An 18,013-nucleotide genomic window follows, 5' to 3' on the forward strand; every position below is an offset into this window, starting at 1 on the left:
TTATGGCGACAGTGGTGCTGAGCGCGGTGGGCACGGTGATTGGCGGGCCGATCGGCGGGGCTATCGGCGCGCTGATCGGCAATGCGATCGACCATGCGGTGCTGTTCAAGCCCAAGGGTCGGGAAGGGCCGCGCCTGAATGAATTGCAGGTGCAGACGTCGAGTTACGGGACACAGGTGCCGCGGCTGTTCGGCACGATGCGGGTGGCGGGAACGGTGATCTGGGCGACCGATCTGCGTGAAACGAAGAGCAAGAGCGGCGGCGGCAAGGGGCGGCCGAGCGTGACCAGCTACAGCTATTCGGCAAGCTTTGCGGTCGCCTTGTCAGCGCGGGCGATCGGGTCGATCGGGCGGATATGGGCCGATGGCAATTTGCTGCGCGGGGCGGCGGGGGATTTCAAGAGCGCGCTGTCGGCTTTCCGGGTGCATGACGGTGGGGCGGATCAGGCGGTCGATCCGCTGATCGCCGCGGCGCAAGGCGTGGCGGTGACCCCGGCCCATCGGGGCATGGCCTATGTGGTGTTCGAGGATCTGGCGCTGGAGGATTATGGCAATCGTATCCCGTCGCTGACGTTCGAGGTGGTAGCGGATGCGCAAGCCGTGGCGATCGAGGCGATCGCGGCGGCGGTGAGTGACGGGCGGATTGGCGGGGCCGGGCTGGCCAGTGTCGAGGGCTATGCCGCGAGCGGGGCGGACGTGCGCGAGGCTATCACGCCGCTGGTCGAGTCGCATGGGCTGGCATTGCAGGGGTTGCGGCTGACGGCGGCAGGCGAAAGCGCGGGCGAGATCGGCGCGGCGGCGCTGGCGGCGCGGGTCAATGGACGGAGCATCGACGCGGTGGAACATGCCGGCGGGGCGGCCGACGCTGTGCCGGTGGCATTGTCGCTGCGCCATTATGATGCGGCGCGCGATTATCAGGCAGGGGTGCAGCGCGTGACGCGGCCGGGGCCGGGGCGGGCCGAGCGCGGGATCGAGCTGCCCGCGGTGCTGGCGGCGGATGCGGCGCGGGAACTGGCGGGGGCGCGGCTGGCAAGCGGCTGGACCGGGCGGGCGACGATGGTGCTGCGCTGTGGCTGGGCCGCGCTGGGGCTGGAACCAGGCGAGGTGGTGCGGGTGAGCGATGCGCCGGGGCTATGGCGGATCGAGGAGCGGGAATGGGAGGCGATGGCGGTGCGGCTGTCGCTGCGGCGGGTGCCGGGGGCTGGCGGGGTGATGCCGGGCGGTGCTTCGTCCGGCGCGATCGTGCGGCAGGTGGATGCGCCCCATGGCGTCACGAGCCTGATGCTGGCCGACCTGCCGCGACTGACCGAGGGCGTGGCCGATGCGCCGCTGGTGATCGCGGCGGCCAGTGGCGGGCCGGGGTGGCGCAGCGCGGCGCTGTTTGCGATAAGCGGAACGGGCGAGGCGGTGCCGATCGGACGGAGCGCGCCGCGGGCGGTGATGGGCGTGGCGGATCATGCTCTGTTCCCTGGCAGCGTGACGATGGTGGACGGGCGCAATGCGCTGGACGTGACATTGCTGGCTGCGGACATGGCATTGTTGTCTGCGGACGAGCAAGGGTTGGCGCAGGGGCGCAACCTGTGTCTGGTGGGGCGCGAACTGATCCAGTTCGGCGCGGCGGTGCAGAACGGCGAAGCGCGCTATCGCCTGAGCGATTTGCGCCGGGGGTTGCGCGGGACCGAATGGGCGATGGACGCGCATGTGGCGGGCGAACCGTTCCTGCTGATCGAGGAAGATCGACTCGTCGATCCGCTGGCGATGCTGGGCGTGGCGGGCGAGATTGGCGGGACGGTGCAATTGTCGGCGATCGGGCTGGGCGATGTGGAGCCTGTGGTGGCCGGTGTCGCCATCGCCGGCGAGGCGCTGATGCCGCCTGCGCCCGTGCATGTGCGGGCGCAGGCGGACGGCGGCGGCTGGCAGATCGGCTGGACGCGGCGCAGCCGGGCGGGATGGCGATGGAGCAGCGGGGGCGACGTGCCGCTGGGCGAGGAGAGCGAGCGCTATGCCGTGCGGGTGCTGAAGGGCGATGCCGTGGTGCGCAGCGCCGAGACGATCGCGCCGGGCTGGGCCTATGATGCGGCGATGATCGCTGTGGACAGCGGCGCGGGGCATGACGGCGCGCTGAGCGTGGAGGTGCGGCAGGTCGGCACTTTTGCGATCGGGCGGGCAGCGACGGTCGCAATCGCGACCTGACGTGGAAATTGGAGCATAGGGGAGCAAGCGTGATGGACATGACGGCGCGATGGGCGATGCCGATGCTGTTTGCCGGGCAGGCGCAGAAGGAAGTTTTTCACAATGAAGCGCTGGCGCGGATCGACGCGCTGCTGCACGGCAGGGTAGAGAGCGCGGATGTCGCGACACCGCCCGAAACGCCGACGATCGGGCAATGCTGGATCGTGGCGGCGGGCGCGACCGGGGCGTGGGCGGAGCAGGCGGGCTGCATCGCCTGCTGGAGCGAGGGCGGCTGGCGGTTCGTCGCGCCCCGTGCCGGTCTGTCGATGGATGTCGCGGACCGGGGGCATGCGCTTTTTCATGATGGCAGCCTTTGGCGCGACGCATTATTGCGGAGCGACGGGCTGTATCTGGACGGGCAGAAAGTGGTCGGCGCGCGGCAGGCCGCGATCGCGGCACCCACGGACGGGGCGACGATTGACGTTGAGGCGCGCACTACACTGGGCGCTGTCCTAGTTGCTTTAAGGACACATGGGCTGATCGAAAGCTGAGTTTGGCAGAATTTACTTTTTATTGTCATGACCTCTGGCTATTGGAGCGATAAACCTTGCGATTAGCCTCGTAGCTGGCGCTCCCAGGCGCTACTGCGTTATTTTTGCAACGGTTTCACTATTTGTGGACTTGCCATGAAACTTTCTTCCCGATACAGGGTTTCAGCAGTCCTTCGTGACACTTTTGAAAGGGGAATTCAGATGCGGAAGCTTGCCCTCGCGGCTGCTCTTGCTACCACTGCTTTGGCCACCCCGGCTATGGCACGTGACGACAGCTGGTATGTCGGCGTTGACGCCGGTGTGCTGCTGGTCGAAGACCAGGACATGACTTTCTCGGCAGTGCCTGCCGGTGGCCGTCCGGTCCCTTCGATCGATTATCATAAGGGTTATGATTTCGACGCCAACATCGGCTATGATTTCGGCGGTTTCCGTCTGGAAGCCGAAGCCGCTTACAAGCGCGCAAAGATTGATCTCGACAAGACCGGTGGCGGTTTTGGCGGCGCGGCTTCGGCCCTGTCGTTCATGCTGAACGGCTTGCTCGACTTCGGTCCCGACGATGGCCTGCAGGGCTTTGTCGGCGGCGGCGTCGGCGTTTCGCGTGGCAAGGTTGCTTCGGACATCGTCAACGACAGCGACACGGGCTTTGCCTGGCAGGCAATCGCCGGCGTTCGCTATCCGGTGACCAACAATGTCGACGTTTCGCTGAAGTATCGTTTCTTCAATCAGGACGATCTCAAGCTGATCCCGGCTTACACCACCCCTTACGGCGTTGCAGGTTCGACCGCCGACACCAAGCTGCGTACGCACAGCCTGTTGCTGGGTCTGACCTACAACTTCGGCGAACCGGCTGCTCCGCCGCCGCCGCCGCCTCCGCCGCCCCCGCCGCCGCCTCCCCCGCCGCCTCCGCCGCCGCCGCCTCCGCCGCCCGTGGCAGAGTGCAGCCCCGGACCGTACATCGTGTTCTTCGAATGGGACAAGTCAGACGTCACGCCTGACGCCGCCACCATTCTGGACAACGCGGTTTCGGCCTACAGCAACTGCGGCAGCGCCCAGGTCATGCTGGCGGGTTATGCGGACAAGTCGGGTTCGGCTTCTTACAACGTCGGCCTGTCGCAGCGTCGCGCTGACGCCGTCAAGGCTTACATGGCTTCGAAGGGCATCCCCGACGGCGTCATGACGACCCAGGCGTTCGGTGAATCGAACCCCCGCGTCGAAACCGCCGACGGTGTTCGCGAACTGCAGAACCGTCGCGTGGAAATCACCTACGGTCCGGGTTCGGGCATGTAAGAGACTTTTCCGTCCGCAAGGATGGAAAGCCGTTGAAGGGGCTGGTCGAAAGACCGGCCCCTTTTTCGTTACGCGCCGGGTGACGTCAGCAGCGCGGGGTCGGGCGATTGGCGTTTGCGCCATGGACCAAGCCCTGTGTGCCTGACTAAGCCGGTACCGGGCAGATAGTCGGCAGGCATGGATTTCCCTGATCCCGGCAGGGCCAAGGGTCTTGGCCTACTGTGTGGTGCGGAGCCATGACCGTCTTTGTGACGGGCCGGGGGAGGCTAAATCAGGGCTTCTGGAACCTTTCGGGCGAAATCACAGTGACAGCCCCGTCATGATCGGCAACAAAAGCGAGGCTTCAGCGTTCGCTTTCATATTCGCCATCTCCGGGAGTGTATCATGAAATTTGCCCCTATCCTGTTCGCCCTGCCGCTGACCGTCGCCTTTTCAGCTTGCGCAACGACCGCGACACCCGCGGCAGCGCCGATGGCTGGCACTAAGTTAATGGCAGCAGATGGATCGGCGCGCGGGACCGCCAGCGTTACCGAGGCGGCGGACGGGCTGCATGTGCTGGTCAAGGCGCAGGGGCTGACGCCGGGTATCCACGCTGTCCATGTGCATACGACTGGCGCCTGCACGGCACCGGATTTCACCAGTGCCGGGGGCCACTGGAACCCGACCGGGCGGCAACATGGCATGGATAATCCGGCGGGCAAGCATATGGGCGACATGCCCAACATGACGGTCGGGACGGACGGGACTGGCGCGATTGAATATGTCATAGCCGACGGGACGATCAGCAGCGGGGCGATGCCGTTGCTGGATGCCGATGGCGCGGCCGTGGTGATCCATGCAAAGGCCGACGACAATGTCAGCGACCCGGCTGGCAATGCCGGCGGACGGGTCGCCTGCGGTGTCCTGAAGGCGAGCTAATGATCGGATTTTGATATTTGCATACCCATGCCAGAGCCATGGGTTGCAAATATCAGAACCAATCCTTCAGTCCGGGCTGCCGGGGCCATAATCCTCGACGATCTGATAGTGCGCGCCATTGTTGCCGAGGCGGCTTTCGAACAGGGCGAAGCTGTCGATCGTGAAGGGTGGGCTGTTCAGTGCGGCGTGGGAAGCCAGGAAGGGGTCGACGATAGCGCCGCTTCGCCCGAAGCGGGCGAGGGTGATGTGCGGCCAATAGGCGCGCTCTTCGGGTGGCTGACCCATGGCGACGCAGGCGCGATCGACCTTGCGATGCAGGCTGGCCAGCGGATCGCGCGGCTGGACCCCGGCCCAGAGCGTGTCGATGAGACCGCGTCGATCAAACACCCCGACGCCCGCAATTCTGGCGTCGAACGGGGCGAAGCGGATGGTGCGCAGCGCGTCGGCAATGTCGCTCGCGCGGTGCCGATCGACCTCCCCGATGAAGCGCAGCGTCAGATGCAACTGATCGTCGCGTTGCCACCGGGCGCCCGCGACCCCGCCCATCAGTGCAAGCAGTTGCGCGCGGTGGGCAGCCGGCGGGCGGATGGCGACGAACAGGCGATGCATGACGGGCCGACTATAGGCTTTACCGCGCGTTAGGCCAGTGCGGTTACGAGAGCGCTTGAATATCCGGCCATAAGCGCCGATAATGGAATCAGCGGCGACAATGACGCCGACGAAGGAGAATTTTCATGGCCAACTGGTCCGATCCCCGTTCCAATATTGCGGGCTTTGGCGGCAATAGCGTCGCGCGGGGCGAGGCGTTCGACGCCGGTCTGCGCAGCTACATGCTGTCGGTCTATAATTATATGGCGAGCGGCGTTTTGCTGACGGGCATCGTCGCCGTGCTGTTTGCGTCGAGCGGGCTGGCCTATCAGGTGTTGGCTGGTCCCGGCATCCTGAAATATGTCATCATGTTCGCGCCTTTGGTGTTCGTGATGGTGCTGAGCTTTGGCATCAACCGGCTGTCGACGGTGGCGGCGCAGGGTCTGTTCTGGGCCTATGCGGCGGTGATGGGCCTGTCGCTCTCGTCCATCTTCCTGGTCTATACCGGCACATCGATCGCCCAGACCTTCTTTGCGACGGCAGCCGCTTTTGCGGGGCTGAGCCTGTTTGGCTATACCACCAAGAAGGATCTGTCGGGTTTCGGCACCTTCCTGATCATGGGCGTGGTTGGCCTGCTGGTCGCCAGCCTCATCAACCTGTTCCTGAAATCGAGCGCGATGGATCTGGTCATCAGCTTCATCGGTGTGCTGTTGTTCGCGGGCCTGACCGCCTATGACACGCAGAAGATCAAGAGCATCTACGCGCATGTCGCGGGCACGGACATGATGGGTAAGTCGGTCGTCATGGGGGCGCTGAACCTCTATCTCGACTTCATCAACATGTTCCTGTTCCTGCTGCGCTTCATGGGCAATCGCGACTGATTGGCCTGGATAGCGAGATTATGAAGGCCCGGCGGAGATACCTCCGCCGGGCTTTTTTGTACGAGTCTTGGGCCAATATCCGTTCGTTTCGAGCGCAGTCGAGAAATGAGGCGCGCCAGGCGCGAATGCTGCGCTGCTTGCTTCTCGACTACGCTCGAAGCGAACGGGGGGGGGAGACTTAACCCTGGTTCTGCATCGCCGCGATCAGTGCGCCGTCGATCTCCTTTTGCCGCTGATAGGCGGGACGCGCGCGCAGGCGTTCCGCATAGGCGGTGAAGGCGGGCCGCTCCGGCACGGTGCCGAAGGACAGACCCCAATCAATCTGTGACCCCACATAGACGTCGGCGGCGGTGAACTGGTCGCCGCAAATCCATGCCTCGCCCGCCACCGCCTGTTCGAGCGTATTCAGCACGTCGTCGAGCGAGCCATAGCCTGCGGTACGTTCGCGCCCTTCCGGCAGGACGAAGCCCATGGCGTTGTTGGTGATCGCGGCTTCGAGCGGCCCGGCCGCGAAGAAGAGCCAGCGATAATAGGGGCCGCGCGCTTGGGCTGGCGGGGCGAGGTTGGCGGCGGGGAAGGCATCGGCGAGATAGGCGCAGATGGCGGCACATTCGGTGACGATGGTACCGTTATGGACGATCGCGGGCACCTTGCCCATCGGGTTGATCGCGAGATAGTCGGGAGCCTTCATCGTCGTCGCATAGTCGAGCAGGACGGGGTCATAGGGCACGCCAACTTCCTCCAGCATCCAGCGGACGATCTGCCCGCGCGACATGGGGTTGGTGTAGAAGGTGAGGGTGTCGGTCATGGCGTTGCTCTCCTTGGCAAAGCGGTTGGATGAGAGGGTGGCGGAAATGTCGGGACTGGGCCAGGGGATTTGTAGGGTGCCGGATTTCGACGGAGGCGGGTGGTGGCCAATCCAGCCTGTTATGATGAAGTATGGAATGGTCGGAAGGGATGCTCATGGGAAACACCTGATTATTGGTTGAAAATTGCCATGAGATTTCCAGCTTTCGCTGACATAACCCGCTATCCGCTTCCCCGTGATCCTGTCTGTGCGAAGCAATCCGGCCAAGAGGGGCCAATGTGAAAGGTTAATTGAGTGGGCGTTGAGTTTCGGCAAGGCTGGGGATGGTTGGTTCTTGCCGCCTTGACGATTTCGACGATCGGCGATGAAATCACGCTGCTTACTCTCATGTTCCGCACTGCCGAGAACACGGCCGCCTATGCGGTGCCTCTGCTGCTGATCGCGGAGTTGCTGCCGGGCCTTATCGTCGCGCCTTATGCAGGGCGGCTGATAGACCGCCAGGACGCCGGACGCATTCTTGTCATGGCATCGGCGCTACAAGCTGGCGTTATCGCCCTCATCGCCTACTATCCCATGTTCACGCTCGCAGGGGCTGCGCTGTTGAGCGTGCTGTTTACGATTAGCAGCGCGGCAACGTTCGCGATGATACCAGTGCTGGCAAGGGAGCTAGGGATAACGCTCGCGCGCGCCAATTCTCTTTTGGAAACACTCCGCAGCCTTGGAATGCTTGCCGGCCCTGTCGCTGGCGGCGTGCTGGTGGGCTCGATCGGATCGAGCAATGTGCTTTTGGGCGATGCCGTCAGTTTCGCCCTTCTGGCGATTGTCGTGATGGCAAGCGGTCTACGCCGCAAGCCGCAACGGGTCGATCGGGAGGGACAAACCCTGCTTGCGGACTATCTGCCTCTGCTTCGCAATCGAGGCTTGATGGTGGTGACAAGCGCTCTCAGCCTTGAAGTGTTCGCGACCGCCATTGCCGACGTTGCTTTCGTGTTCCTCGTCATAGTGACGCTGGGGAGCGGGCCGACTGCCTTTGGCGTGCTGACCGCATTATGGGCAGGTGGGATGTTGATCGGCGCTGGGTTTGCCGAAAAGGCTATTGGCTCTAGGATCGGCTTGGCCGTGTTCAGCACCGCCACCGTCATGGGCGTGACAATGCTGCTGATCGGTCTCGCGCCGACCGGATTTGCTATTATCGCCGTAGCCTTCATGCTTGGGGGCGGCGCGAACAGCATCCATAATGTTGCTGTCCGGACCTTACTGCAATCGGAATGCCCTCCCTCGGATCATGGCAAGGTCGCGGCGATCTATGGCGCAGTGACGCGATCCGCCGTAATCGGCGGCTATGTCGCTGGCGGCCTCTTCGTGCCGGACGATGCGCCAACCGCCTATCTCGTAGGCGGCCTGCTTGGCATTGGCGCGGGCATATTCGGATGGCGTATGTTCAATGAGCGGTGGTTTTCAAAAACAGTCAAAACGACCCGCTGGCGAAAATGACATGATTATCGGAGTGGTTCAGCGGCTTGAAAGAACGGCGCTGTGCGTGTGTTCTGATATGCGAAAAATACTGTTGGGTTGTGAAATTGCTCGACAATCTCACGGGGAGGGTTTTGGGCGCCGTGAAACGGCGGCTCTTAGGCTGTCCTAGCCGTACCCGCTCGTCCACTAACTGCCCTAATAAGTCAGTAAATCCAGTCTCTTCTATCGTCGCTATTTGAGGTGTGGAGCGAAGGATGGATCCCCGCGTCCGCGGGGATGACGGGGTTGGGGGATTGGTGGGGTGCCATGAAAAAGGGCGGCCTTTGCGGGCCGCCCTTTTTGTTTGCGACTGTAATCGCGCTTATTTGGTGCCTTCCGGCGTCTTGGCCTTGCCGCCCTTCTTGCCCTTTTTGGGAGCGGCGGGGGTGATTTCGAAGGCCAGAGCCCCAACCCCATCGGTTTCCTTCATATGGACATGGACTTCGCCGCCATGGACCAGCTTGCCGAAGAGCAGTTCCTCGGCCAGCGGTTGCTTGATCTTTTCCTGCATCAGGCGGCCCATCGGGCGGGCACCGTAGAGCTTGTCATAGCCCTTCTTGGTGAGCCAGGCCTTGGCCTCTTCGTCCAGGGTGATGTGGACGTCGCGGTCGGCCAGTTGCAGTTCGAGTTGCAGCACGAACTTGTCGATGACGCGGGCGACGATTTCCGGCGGCAGATAGCCGAACGGCACGATCGCATCGAGACGGTTGCGGAATTCGGGGGTGAAAAGCTTTTTCACCGCGTCTTCCTGCACATCTTCGCGCGTGAGTTCGCCAAAGCCGATGCTTTCCTTCGCCATGTCCGACGCACCGGCATTGGTGGTCATGATGAGGATGGTGTTGCGGAAATCGACGGTCTTGCCGTGATGGTCGGTGAGGCGGCCATTATCCATCACCTGCAACAGGATATTGAACAGGTCCGGGTGCGCCTTTTCGATTTCGTCGAGCAGCAGGACGCTGTGCGGTTGCTGATCGACGGCATCGGTCAGCAGGCCGCCCTGATCATAGCCGACATAGCCCGGAGGCGCGCCGATCAGGCGGCTGACCGAGTGGCGTTCCATATATTCCGACATGTCGAAACGCTGGAGCGGGATGCCGAGCAGGGTCGCAAGCTGACGCGCCACTTCCGTCTTGCCGACGCCGGTTGGGCCGGAGAAGAGATAGTTGCCGATCGGCTTGTCGGGATCACGCAGGCCCGCGCGCGACAGCTTGATCGCGCTGGACAGCACTTCGATGGCCTTGTCCTGGCCAAAGACGACGCGCTTCAGGTCCGTGGTCAGCGATTCCAGAACGCTCTTGTCATCGGACGACACGGTCTTGGGCGGGATGCGGGCCATGGTCGCGATGACCTGCTCGATCTCCCTGGGCGTGATCGTCTTCTTGCGCTTGGAGGGCACGACCAGCATCTGCATCGCGCCGACTTCGTCGATCACGTCGATCGCCTTGTCGGGCAATTTGCGGTCGTTGATGTAGCGCGCGGACAGTTCCACCGCCGCCTTGATCGCGTCCGGCGTATATTTGACGTGGTGATGCTCCTCGAACGCCGAGCGCAGGCCAGCGAGGATCTTGATCGTATCCTCGACCGAGGGTTCGTTGACGTCGATCTTCTGGAAGCGCCGGAGCAGCGCCCGGTCCTTTTCGAAATGGTTGCGGAATTCCTTGTAGGTGGTCGAGCCGATGCACCGGATCGTGCCGCCGGACAAAGCGGGCTTCAGAAGGTTCGAGGCATCCATCGCGCCGCCGCTGGTCGCGCCAGCGCCGATCACGGTGTGGATTTCGTCGATGAACAAGACCGCGTGCGGCAGCTTTTCCAGTTCGGTGACGACGGCCTTCAGCCGCTCTTCAAAATCGCCGCGATAGCGGGTGCCGGCCAGCAACGCGCCCATGTCGAGCGAGTAGATGACGGCTTCCTTGAGCACGTCGGGCACTTCGCCTTCGATGATCTTGCGCGCCAGACCTTCGGCGATCGCGGTCTTGCCGACGCCGGGATCGCCGACATAGAGCGGGTTGTTCTTCGACCGGCGGCACAGGATCTGGATCGTGCGATCAACCTCCGATGCGCGGCCGATGAGGGGGTCTACTTTGCCCCGCTCCGCCTTTTCATTCAGGTTGACGGTGAACTGATCGAGGGCGCTGTCCTTCTTACCCTTGCCGTCCTGCACCTTCTTCTCCTCTTCGGCTGCCCCCTTGGTCTCCTGACGCTCAGGCGTGGGCGTACCCTTGCCGACGCCATGGCTGATGAAGCTCACGGCATCGAGACGGCTCATATCCTGCTGTTGCAGGAAATAGACGGCGTAGCTTTCACGTTCGGAAAAGAGCGCGACGAGGACGTTGGCCCCGGTCACTTCATCCTTGCCGGAGGATTGTACGTGGAGGATGGCGCGCTGGACCACGCGCTGAAAACCGCTGGTGGGGGAGGGGTCGCTCGCCCCTTCGACCTTGAGGCTGTCCAGTTCGGTATCGAGATATTGGGTGACGGCATCACCCAGCTCGCCGATTTCCACGCCGCATGCCTGCATCACCTTCGACGCATGTTCATCGTCGATCAGCGCCAGCAGAAGATGCTCCAGCGTCGCATATTCATGCTTGCGTTCCGACGCATGGGTCAGCGCATTGTGCAAGGTGGTTTCCAGAGCGGGTGCGAAAGAAGGCATGTCTGTTCTACTCCTGGCCCGATGAGAGGGCGGTATTGAACCTTATGTCGGCATTGCTCGACGCCGGATCAAGACGCGCGCCTTGACCTGCGGAATTGCCAGACTGACCGTGCCCGGTAGAACCCTTCGTCAGGGTGCGTGGGGCAAGGCGCGGGTTCATCGCTTGAATAACGCCTCGGCTATTGCCTTATGGTTAACGGCGTATTCCATTTTCGCTTCTGTCCGCGCTATTTCCGCCTTCAGGGCGGCGATGCGGGCGTCCAGTTCAGCCACGGACAAAGGGTCCAGATCCTGCATCAGCAGCCGGGCCAGTGGATCGTCAGCCCGGTGAGGGAGATCATCATCCTTGTCCATGAACGGTAATGTTGACCCTGCGGGCCACTCTGTCAATAAGGGCGCGCATTCCGCCGGTCGATTTTGGTGCGATGCAGCATGAGCAGGTTTTGGGGGGAAGCGACGATGGCCGATGGCAACCGCGTACCGGGCGAGATGATGGCGATCGCCATTCCCGTGCCGGGTGGGCCTGATGCGCTGGTGCCGCAGACGCGGCCAGTGCCGGTCCCTGGCGATGACGAGGTGCTGATCCGCGTGGCCGCCGCCGGGGTGAACCGGCCCGACGTGCTGCAACGGCAGGGCAAATATCCGCCGCCGCCCGGCGCTTCGGACATTCCGGGGCTGGAAGTATCCGGCACGATCGTGGCGGCCGGGCAGGGCGGCGAGTTGCTGATCGGGCAGCGCGTCTGTGCGCTGCTGGCCGGGGGCGGTTATGCGGAATATGCCCTGGCGCCCGCGGGGCAATGCCTGCCGGTGCCGGAGAGCTATGACCTGATCGAGGCGGCGGCGCTGCCGGAGACATTGTTTACCGTATGGACCAACCTGTTCGAGCGCGCCTATGCGGTGGGCGGCGACACGGTGCTGGTGCATGGCGGGACCAGCGGAATTGGCACCATGGCGATCCGGCTGTGCAACCTGTTCGACGTGAAGATCATCGTCACCTGCGGATCGGACGAGAAATGCGCGGCCGCCAAGGCATGGGGCGCGGACGAGGCGATCAATTACAAGACCCAGGATTATGTCGCCGAGGTGAAGCGGATCACCGGCGGGCAGGGCGTTCAGGCGGTGCTGGACATGGTGGGCGGCGATTACCTGCCGCGCAACCTGGAGTGCCTGGCCGAGGATGGGCGGCATGTGTCGATCGCGGTGCTGGGCGGGGCGAAGGCGGACGTGTTTATTCCGGCCATCATGCAGCGGCGGCTGACACTGACCGGATCGACGCTGCGGGCGCGGTCGGTGGGGTTCAAGAGCCTGGTCGCCGACGAACTGGTGCGGACGGTGTGGTCGTTCGTGGAGGAGGGCAAGCTGCGCCCGGCGATGGACCAACTGTTCGCGCTGGCGGACGCAGCCAAGGCGCATGCGCGGATGGATGCGGGCGAGCATTTCGGCAAGATTGTGCTGGTGGTTTGAGGGGGCGTGGAGCTGGCGGCGTAGGCTAAACGCGCTTCCCGCAGCATGAAGACCGTGCAGGACGTCGTTCCTATCCCCACGTCATGCTGAACTTGTTTCAGCATCCATTTCTCGTCACAAGCGGCGGCTCATGGCGCGCGATGGATGCTGAAACAAGTTCAGCCTGACGTGGGGATAGGAACGACGTCCTGCACCTGTCTCTTATACACATCTAGATGTGTATAAGAGACAGGTGCAGGACGTCGTTCCTATCCCCACGTCATGCTGAACTTGTTTCAGCATCCATTTCTCGTCACAAGCGGAGGCTCATGGCGCGCGATGGATGCTGAAACAAGTTCAGCATGACGAAGTGAAATGACGCGCCTTCAATCTGTGATAGCTCCGTCCCGTGGGCGGGAGGGGAGCTGTAAAACCCACGCAAACCGTAGCATTTCCGTCATATTCGCTTCGGAACTGTAACATTGCAGCGGTAGGGAACCGGTCCTGAGGGCATCAGTCTTTGGGGATCGCATCATGAACGCCATCACGCGCCTGCCATTTCTGGCGGACCTGCCGGAGGACGGCGCCGAGCCATTTTCCGTACCCGAACGGACGCAGGGCGAGCGTCGCCGGTTTCGCACCATCTGGATCTCCGACATCCATCTTGGGACGCGCGGGTGCAATGCGGCGATGCTGATCGATTTCCTCGACAATGTGGACAGCGACACCATCTATCTGGTGGGTGACATCATTGACGGATGGCGGCTGAAGAAGCGCTTTTACTGGCCTGCCAGCCATAATGACGTGGTGTGGCGGCTGATGAAGCGGGCCAAGCGCGGCACGCGGGTCGTCTATATTCCGGGCAATCATGACGAGATGTTCCGCCAGTTCACCGGCATGAATTTCGGTGGCGTGGAAATCCGGCGCAAGGCGATCCACATGACGGCCGACGGGCGCAAGCTGCTGGTGCTGCATGGCGATGAATTCGACACGATCATGCTGGCGCATCGCTGGCTGGCCTTTGTCGGCGACGCCGCCTACACCACGCTGATGCGGCTGAATGTCGTGGTCAATGCGGTGCGGCAGCGCATGGGCCTGCCCTATTGGTCGCTCAGCAAGATGGCCAAGCACAAGGTCAAGAACGCCGTATCCTTCATTTCCCAATTTGAGGAAGTGGTCGCCCATGAAGCGGGCGCGCGGGGCGTGGATGGCGTGGTATGCGGGCATATCCACAATGCTGAAATGCGCGAGATTGCCGGCGTCGCTTATTATAATGACGGCGACTGGGTGGAAGGCTGCACCGCGCTGGTCGAGCATGAGTGCGGGCGGATGGAAGTGCTGCACTGGGCCGATGAAATCGCCGCGCGGACGCAAGGGCAGCAGGGCGAACGGGCGCGGATGGCGGCTTAAGAATTCAAGCAGTCGTGCTCCCGCGAAGGCGGGAGTCCAGTCCAAACGTCTGAACTGGGTTCCCGCCTGCGCGGGAACATGCGGGATTAGGGCGAGATGACGGAGTGATCCCATGCGCATTATGATCGTCACCGATGCATGGACGCCGCAGGTCAATGGCGTGGTGCGCACGCTCCAGACGATCCGCGCGGAACTGGAGGCGATGGGGCATGAGGTCCGGGTGCTTTCGCCTGATCTGTACGGGTCCATTCCCTGCCCGACCTATCCCGAAATAAGGCTGGCGCTGGTGCGACCGGGCGTGGTGGGACAGGCGATCGCCGCCTTCCAGCCGGAAGCCGTGCATCTGGCGACGGAAGGGCCGCTGTGCCTGGCGGCGCGGCGCTGGTGCCTGCGCAGCGGCGTGCCGTTCACCACCGCCTATCACACCCATTTCCCCGACTATGTGGCGCAGCGCACCGGGCTGCCCCCGGCCTGGTTCTGGCGCTATATCCGCTGGTTTCACGGCCCGGCGCAGGCGGTGCTGGTGTCGACCGGATCGGTGCGCGCGCAACTGCGCGCCCATGGGCTGCACAATGTATTGCCATGGGGCCGGGGCGTGGACCTGAGCGCCTTTACGCCGGACGCGCAGCCGCCCGCCCTGTTCGCCGATCTGCCCCGGCCGATCATGCTGGCGGTTGGCCGGGTGGCGGTGGAGAAGAATCTGGAAGCCTTTCTGGCGACCGATCATCCCGGCACCAAGGTGGTCGTCGGCGATGGCCCGGCGCGCGCATCGCTGGAGCGGCGCTATCCCGAAGCGCTGTTCATGGGGCCATTGTTCGGCGAGACGCTGGCGGGCGCCTATGCCGGGGCCGATGTGTTCGTTTTCCCTAGCCGTACCGACACGTTCGGCCTGGTGATGATAGAGGCGCTGGCCTGCGGCACGCCGGTCGCGGCCTATCCCGTCACCGGGCCGGTCGATATTGTGACCCCCGAATGCGGCGCGCTGTCGGAGGATCTGGGGCAGGCGGTCGCCATTGCGCTGGCCTGCGACCGGGCGGCCTGTGCCGCCTATGGCCGCAGCTTTAGCTGGGAACGCAGCGCGCGCGAGTTCCTGGCGGGCCTGCACACCATCGACCGGTTGGGGCTGGACAGCGCGGCCTGACGCTTTTCCTTGCTCGAACGGGCATGATCGACTATCTCCAGACGGTCGCGGCCGCCCTGCTTGGGCGGCCCTTATCGTTTTTGTGCCGGAGAATGTTCCCGTGTCCCAGCCACTCATGCCCCATGCGACCGCCAGCTGGCTGGTCGACAACAGCGCTCTGAGCTTTGAACAGATTGCGGAATTTTGCGGGCTTCACATCCTGGAAGTGCAGGCGATCGCCGATGATACCGCCAGCACCAAATATACCGGCCGTGACCCGGTGCGCGCCCATGAAATCACGATGGAAGAAATCCACAAGGGCGAACAGAATCCCGACTATAAGCTGAAGATGCTGAAAGGACCGGAGCCTGTCCGTCGCACCAAGGGGCCGCGCTACACGCCGGTGTCCAAGCGGCAGGACAAGCCCGATGGCATCGCCTGGATCCTGCGCAATCACCCCGAAGTGTCCGACGGCGCGATCGGCAAGCTGATCGGCACCACCCGCACCACCATCGCGGCGATCCGCGACCGGACGCACTGGAACATTTCCAATATCACGCCCAAAGACCCGGTGACGCTGGGTCTGTGTTCGCAGCGCGAACTGGACGCTCTGGTCGCCAAGACCGCCAAGAAGCTGGGCATCGAGGCGCCGGCCGATTCGCGGCTGGATGGCGACCGTGCGGCGCTGATCGAGGAGCTGCGGCGCGAGCGTGACGACAATGCCCGGCGCGCTGATGAGGCGCTGCGCAGCGAGGCGGAACTGATTTCCGGCATCGCCACGATCCTTGATCCGTTCAGCAACAACAAGGGCAGCGTTTGATGCCGTAGCGTCATTGGGCGACTGGCCGTAAGTCGCCGCAATGCAGCATTTTTCAGGGCCGCGCCGGGCAATCGGCGCGGCCTTTTTGCTGAGGTTGACGCTTGCGTAAAGTGACCGTTGGCCATAGACTTCCCCCATGGAGAGCATAGAGAAAATCTGGCGGGAGCATTATCAGCACCCCACCGTATGGGAACGAACATTCCCCCCTTTGTCGATGGGTGAGATGGTCACCAGCAGCGCGCTGGCCCACCCCGATGCACCGATGATCGACTTCATGGGTCGCCGGTTCAGCTATGGTACGATGTTCGGGCAAATCCGCCGCATTGCGTGCGGTTTGCAGGCGATGGGAGTGCAGAAGGGCGACCGGGTCGGCCTGTATCTGCCCAACACGCCTCATTATGTCGCGGCCTATTATGGCGCGCTGATCGCTGGCGCGATCGTCGTCAATTTCTCCCCCCTTTACACCGCTGCCGAACTGGAACATCAGGTCGAGGATAGCGGGACGAAAATCCTGTTCACCCTGTCGGCCAAGGCGCTGCTTCCTACCGCGCTGGAAGTGCTGGAGCATAGCAGCCTGGAGAAGCTGGTCGTCGGATCGGTGGCGGAGATGCTCCCCCCGGTCAAATCCCTGCTGTTCCGCCTGTTCAAGGCGAGCGAGTCCGTGCCCTTGCCGGACGATCCGCGCGTGCTGCGCTATGACAGGCTGATCGCCAATGCGGGCGACTGCACGGTGCCCTCGATCGACCCGGAGCGGGACATCGCCCTGCTGCAATATACAGGCGGGACGACAGGCACGCCCAAGGGGGCGATGCTGACCCACCAGAATCTGACCGCCAATGCGCGACAGGCGCAGGCGATCGACCCGCACGCGAATGAGGAAGATCGCATCATCGCAGTGCTGCCCTTCTTCCATGTGTTCGCCAATACCTGCACGCTCAACCGCACCGTGATCAATGGCGGCGAGATGGTCATGCTACCCCGTTTCGACGCAGCGCAGGTGCTGGCGGCGGTGCAGCGGGTCAAGGCGACATCGCTGCCGGGCGTGCCGACCATGTTCCAGGCGCTGCTGGATCATCCAGCGATCCGCAACATCGACTTTTCATCGCTGCGCGCCTGTATTTCGGGCGGTGCGCCGCTGCCGCTGGAAGTGCGGCAACGGTTCGAGGCAGCGACGGGCGCCAAGCTGATCGAAGGCTATGGCCTCACCGAAACCAGCCCGATCGTCTGTTCCAATCCCTATGAGGGGCTGAACAAGACCGGGACGGTGGGACAGCCGGTGCCGGGGACGCGGGTGAAGCTGGTGGATCGCGAGGACCCGACCAGGCCGCCGCCGCCCGGAGAGCCGGGCGAATTGCTGTTCGCCGGGCCGCAGATCATGAAGGGCTATTGGAACCGGCCGGATGCCGACGCCGATGTCTTTATCGGCGATTTCATCCGCACCGGCGATGTGGGCGAGATTGACGAGGATGGCTATGTCCGCATCGTCGACCGATTGAAGGACATGATCGCCGTTGGCGGCTTCAAAGTGTTTCCGAGCCAGGTCGAGGCGGTCCTCTACCATCATCCGATGGTCAAGGAAGCGTTGGTCATCGGCATCCCCGACCGTTACCGCGGCGAACAGCCCAAGGCGTTCGTGACGCTGGCCGAGGATGCGGAGATTGACGGCGCGGCATTGAAGGACTGGCTCAATCCGCAACTGGGCAAGCATGAACGGGTGTGCGAGGTCGAGGTGCGGCTGAACCTGCCCCGCACGCTGGTCGGCAAGCTTTCGCGCAAGGAACTGGTCGCCGAGGAACGTGCGAAAGCGGCCGCGCGCGCTGCGGAGGCTGGAACAGCGGCCTGAGCCTT

At 63.2% G+C, this 18,013-nt stretch carries 15 protein-coding genes; 11 read left to right on the top strand and 4 right to left on the bottom strand.

The window, feature by feature from the left end:
- Nucleotides 1-2: 2 nt before the first annotated feature.
- From FE851_RS05040 to FE851_RS05055, 4 genes are all read left to right on the top strand, one after another.
- On the top strand, nt 3-2,192 hold the full coding sequence (locus tag FE851_RS05040) for a phage tail protein (protein WP_145200416.1): 2,190 nt from the start codon (nt 3-5) through the stop codon (nt 2,190-2,192).
- A 32-nt stretch (nt 2,193-2,224) separates the two neighbouring features.
- Nucleotides 2,225-2,722, top strand: a complete 498-nt coding sequence (locus FE851_RS05045; RefSeq protein ID WP_017184499.1) for a DUF2793 domain-containing protein — start codon at nt 2,225-2,227, stop codon at nt 2,720-2,722.
- A gap of 201 nt (nt 2,723-2,923) precedes the next feature.
- Nucleotides 2,924-4,009, top strand: a complete 1,086-nt coding sequence (locus tag FE851_RS05050) for an OmpA family protein (protein WP_145200419.1) — start codon at nt 2,924-2,926, stop codon at nt 4,007-4,009.
- A gap of 384 nt (nt 4,010-4,393) precedes the next feature.
- Nucleotides 4,394-4,927, top strand: coding sequence for a superoxide dismutase family protein (locus FE851_RS05055; protein WP_145200423.1), 534 nt, complete (start codon nt 4,394-4,396; stop codon nt 4,925-4,927).
- Between the two features lie 66 nt (nt 4,928-4,993).
- Here the strand turns inward: FE851_RS05055 and thpR are convergent, their stop codons facing one another.
- Complete coding sequence (gene thpR, locus FE851_RS05060; RefSeq protein ID WP_145200426.1) at nt 4,994-5,536, bottom strand: RNA 2',3'-cyclic phosphodiesterase; 543 nt, start codon at nt 5,534-5,536, stop codon at nt 4,994-4,996.
- A gap of 125 nt (nt 5,537-5,661) precedes the next feature.
- Here thpR and FE851_RS05065 point away from each other — a divergent pair, with 125 nt between their 5' ends.
- Nucleotides 5,662-6,396: a Bax inhibitor-1/YccA family protein gene (locus tag FE851_RS05065; RefSeq protein WP_017184495.1), complete on the top strand. Its 735-nt coding sequence runs from the start codon at nt 5,662-5,664 to the stop codon at nt 6,394-6,396.
- A 178-nt stretch (nt 6,397-6,574) separates the two neighbouring features.
- On the opposite strand, the gene FE851_RS05070 is transcribed toward FE851_RS05065, so the two are convergent.
- Nucleotides 6,575-7,204: a glutathione S-transferase family protein gene (locus tag FE851_RS05070; RefSeq protein WP_145200429.1), complete on the bottom strand. Its 630-nt coding sequence runs from the start codon at nt 7,202-7,204 to the stop codon at nt 6,575-6,577.
- A gap of 327 nt (nt 7,205-7,531) precedes the next feature.
- Here FE851_RS05070 and FE851_RS05075 point away from each other — a divergent pair, with 327 nt between their 5' ends.
- Nucleotides 7,532-8,698 (top strand): MFS transporter, encoded by a 1,167-nt coding sequence (locus FE851_RS05075; RefSeq protein ID WP_261370854.1) that lies wholly within the window; start codon nt 7,532-7,534, stop codon nt 8,696-8,698.
- A gap of 343 nt (nt 8,699-9,041) precedes the next feature.
- Here the strand turns inward: FE851_RS05075 and clpA are convergent, their stop codons facing one another.
- Both clpA and FE851_RS05085 read right to left on the bottom strand, forming a co-directional pair.
- Entirely contained in the window at nt 9,042-11,372 is a 2,331-nt protein-coding gene (gene clpA, locus FE851_RS05080) for an ATP-dependent Clp protease ATP-binding subunit ClpA (protein WP_019052618.1), read from the bottom strand.
- 156 nt (nt 11,373-11,528) lie between these two features.
- A complete protein-coding gene (locus FE851_RS05085; RefSeq protein ID WP_017182772.1) occupies nt 11,529-11,726 on the bottom strand; it encodes a DUF1192 domain-containing protein in 198 nt (65 codons plus the stop codon).
- Between the two features lie 78 nt (nt 11,727-11,804).
- Between FE851_RS05085 and FE851_RS05090 the strand changes: the two genes are divergently transcribed.
- The 5 genes from FE851_RS05090 (at nt 11,805) to FE851_RS05110 (ending at nt 18,008) form a co-directional block, all read left to right on the top strand.
- Nucleotides 11,805-12,836, top strand: coding sequence for an NAD(P)H-quinone oxidoreductase (locus FE851_RS05090; protein ID WP_261370855.1), 1,032 nt, complete (start codon nt 11,805-11,807; stop codon nt 12,834-12,836).
- A gap of 513 nt (nt 12,837-13,349) precedes the next feature.
- Nucleotides 13,350-14,225, top strand: coding sequence for a UDP-2,3-diacylglucosamine diphosphatase (locus FE851_RS05095; RefSeq protein WP_017182774.1), 876 nt, complete (start codon nt 13,350-13,352; stop codon nt 14,223-14,225).
- Nucleotides 14,226-14,337: 112 nt separating this feature from the next.
- Nucleotides 14,338-15,366: a glycosyltransferase family 4 protein gene (locus tag FE851_RS05100; RefSeq protein WP_145200436.1), complete on the top strand. Its 1,029-nt coding sequence runs from the start codon at nt 14,338-14,340 to the stop codon at nt 15,364-15,366.
- Nucleotides 15,367-15,481: 115 nt separating this feature from the next.
- Nucleotides 15,482-16,165 carry a DUF1013 domain-containing protein gene (locus FE851_RS05105; RefSeq protein WP_017182776.1) on the top strand — a complete coding sequence of 228 codons (684 nt, stop codon included), beginning with the start codon at nt 15,482-15,484 and terminating at the stop codon, nt 16,163-16,165.
- Nucleotides 16,166-16,301: 136 nt separating this feature from the next.
- Nucleotides 16,302-18,008 (top strand): AMP-binding protein, encoded by a 1,707-nt coding sequence (locus tag FE851_RS05110; protein ID WP_026002322.1) that lies wholly within the window; start codon nt 16,302-16,304, stop codon nt 18,006-18,008.
- Nucleotides 18,009-18,013: the final 5 nt, after the last annotated feature.

The sequence above is a fragment of the Sphingobium sp. B2 genome, assembly GCF_007693735.1.
In the GTDB taxonomy this organism is placed as follows: domain Bacteria; phylum Pseudomonadota; class Alphaproteobacteria; order Sphingomonadales; family Sphingomonadaceae; genus Sphingobium; species Sphingobium xenophagum.

Excerpts from the sequence above, each read along its gene's own strand:
- FE851_RS05040 (WP_145200416.1), top strand. The coding sequence starts at position 3 with ATGGCGACAGTGGTGCTGAGCGCGGTGGGCACGGTGATTGGCGGGCCG.
- FE851_RS05045 (WP_017184499.1), top strand. The coding sequence starts at position 2,225 with ATGGACATGACGGCGCGATGGGCGATGCCGATGCTGTTTGCCGGGCAG.
- FE851_RS05050 (WP_145200419.1), top strand. The coding sequence starts at position 2,924 with ATGCGGAAGCTTGCCCTCGCGGCTGCTCTTGCTACCACTGCTTTGGCC.
- FE851_RS05055 (WP_145200423.1), top strand. The coding sequence starts at position 4,394 with ATGAAATTTGCCCCTATCCTGTTCGCCCTGCCGCTGACCGTCGCCTTT.
- thpR (WP_145200426.1), bottom strand. The coding sequence starts at position 5,536 with ATGCATCGCCTGTTCGTCGCCATCCGCCCGCCGGCTGCCCACCGCGCG.
- FE851_RS05065 (WP_017184495.1), top strand. The coding sequence starts at position 5,662 with ATGGCCAACTGGTCCGATCCCCGTTCCAATATTGCGGGCTTTGGCGGC.
- FE851_RS05070 (WP_145200429.1), bottom strand. The coding sequence starts at position 7,204 with ATGACCGACACCCTCACCTTCTACACCAACCCCATGTCGCGCGGGCAG.
- clpA (WP_019052618.1), bottom strand. The coding sequence starts at position 11,372 with ATGCCTTCTTTCGCACCCGCTCTGGAAACCACCTTGCACAATGCGCTG.
- FE851_RS05085 (WP_017182772.1), bottom strand. The coding sequence starts at position 11,726 with ATGGACAAGGATGATGATCTCCCTCACCGGGCTGACGATCCACTGGCC.
- FE851_RS05090 (WP_261370855.1), top strand. The coding sequence starts at position 11,805 with ATGAGCAGGTTTTGGGGGGAAGCGACGATGGCCGATGGCAACCGCGTA.
- FE851_RS05095 (WP_017182774.1), top strand. The coding sequence starts at position 13,350 with ATGAACGCCATCACGCGCCTGCCATTTCTGGCGGACCTGCCGGAGGAC.
- FE851_RS05100 (WP_145200436.1), top strand. The coding sequence starts at position 14,338 with ATGCGCATTATGATCGTCACCGATGCATGGACGCCGCAGGTCAATGGC.
- FE851_RS05105 (WP_017182776.1), top strand. The coding sequence starts at position 15,482 with ATGCCCCATGCGACCGCCAGCTGGCTGGTCGACAACAGCGCTCTGAGC.
- FE851_RS05110 (WP_026002322.1), top strand. The coding sequence starts at position 16,302 with ATGGAGAGCATAGAGAAAATCTGGCGGGAGCATTATCAGCACCCCACC.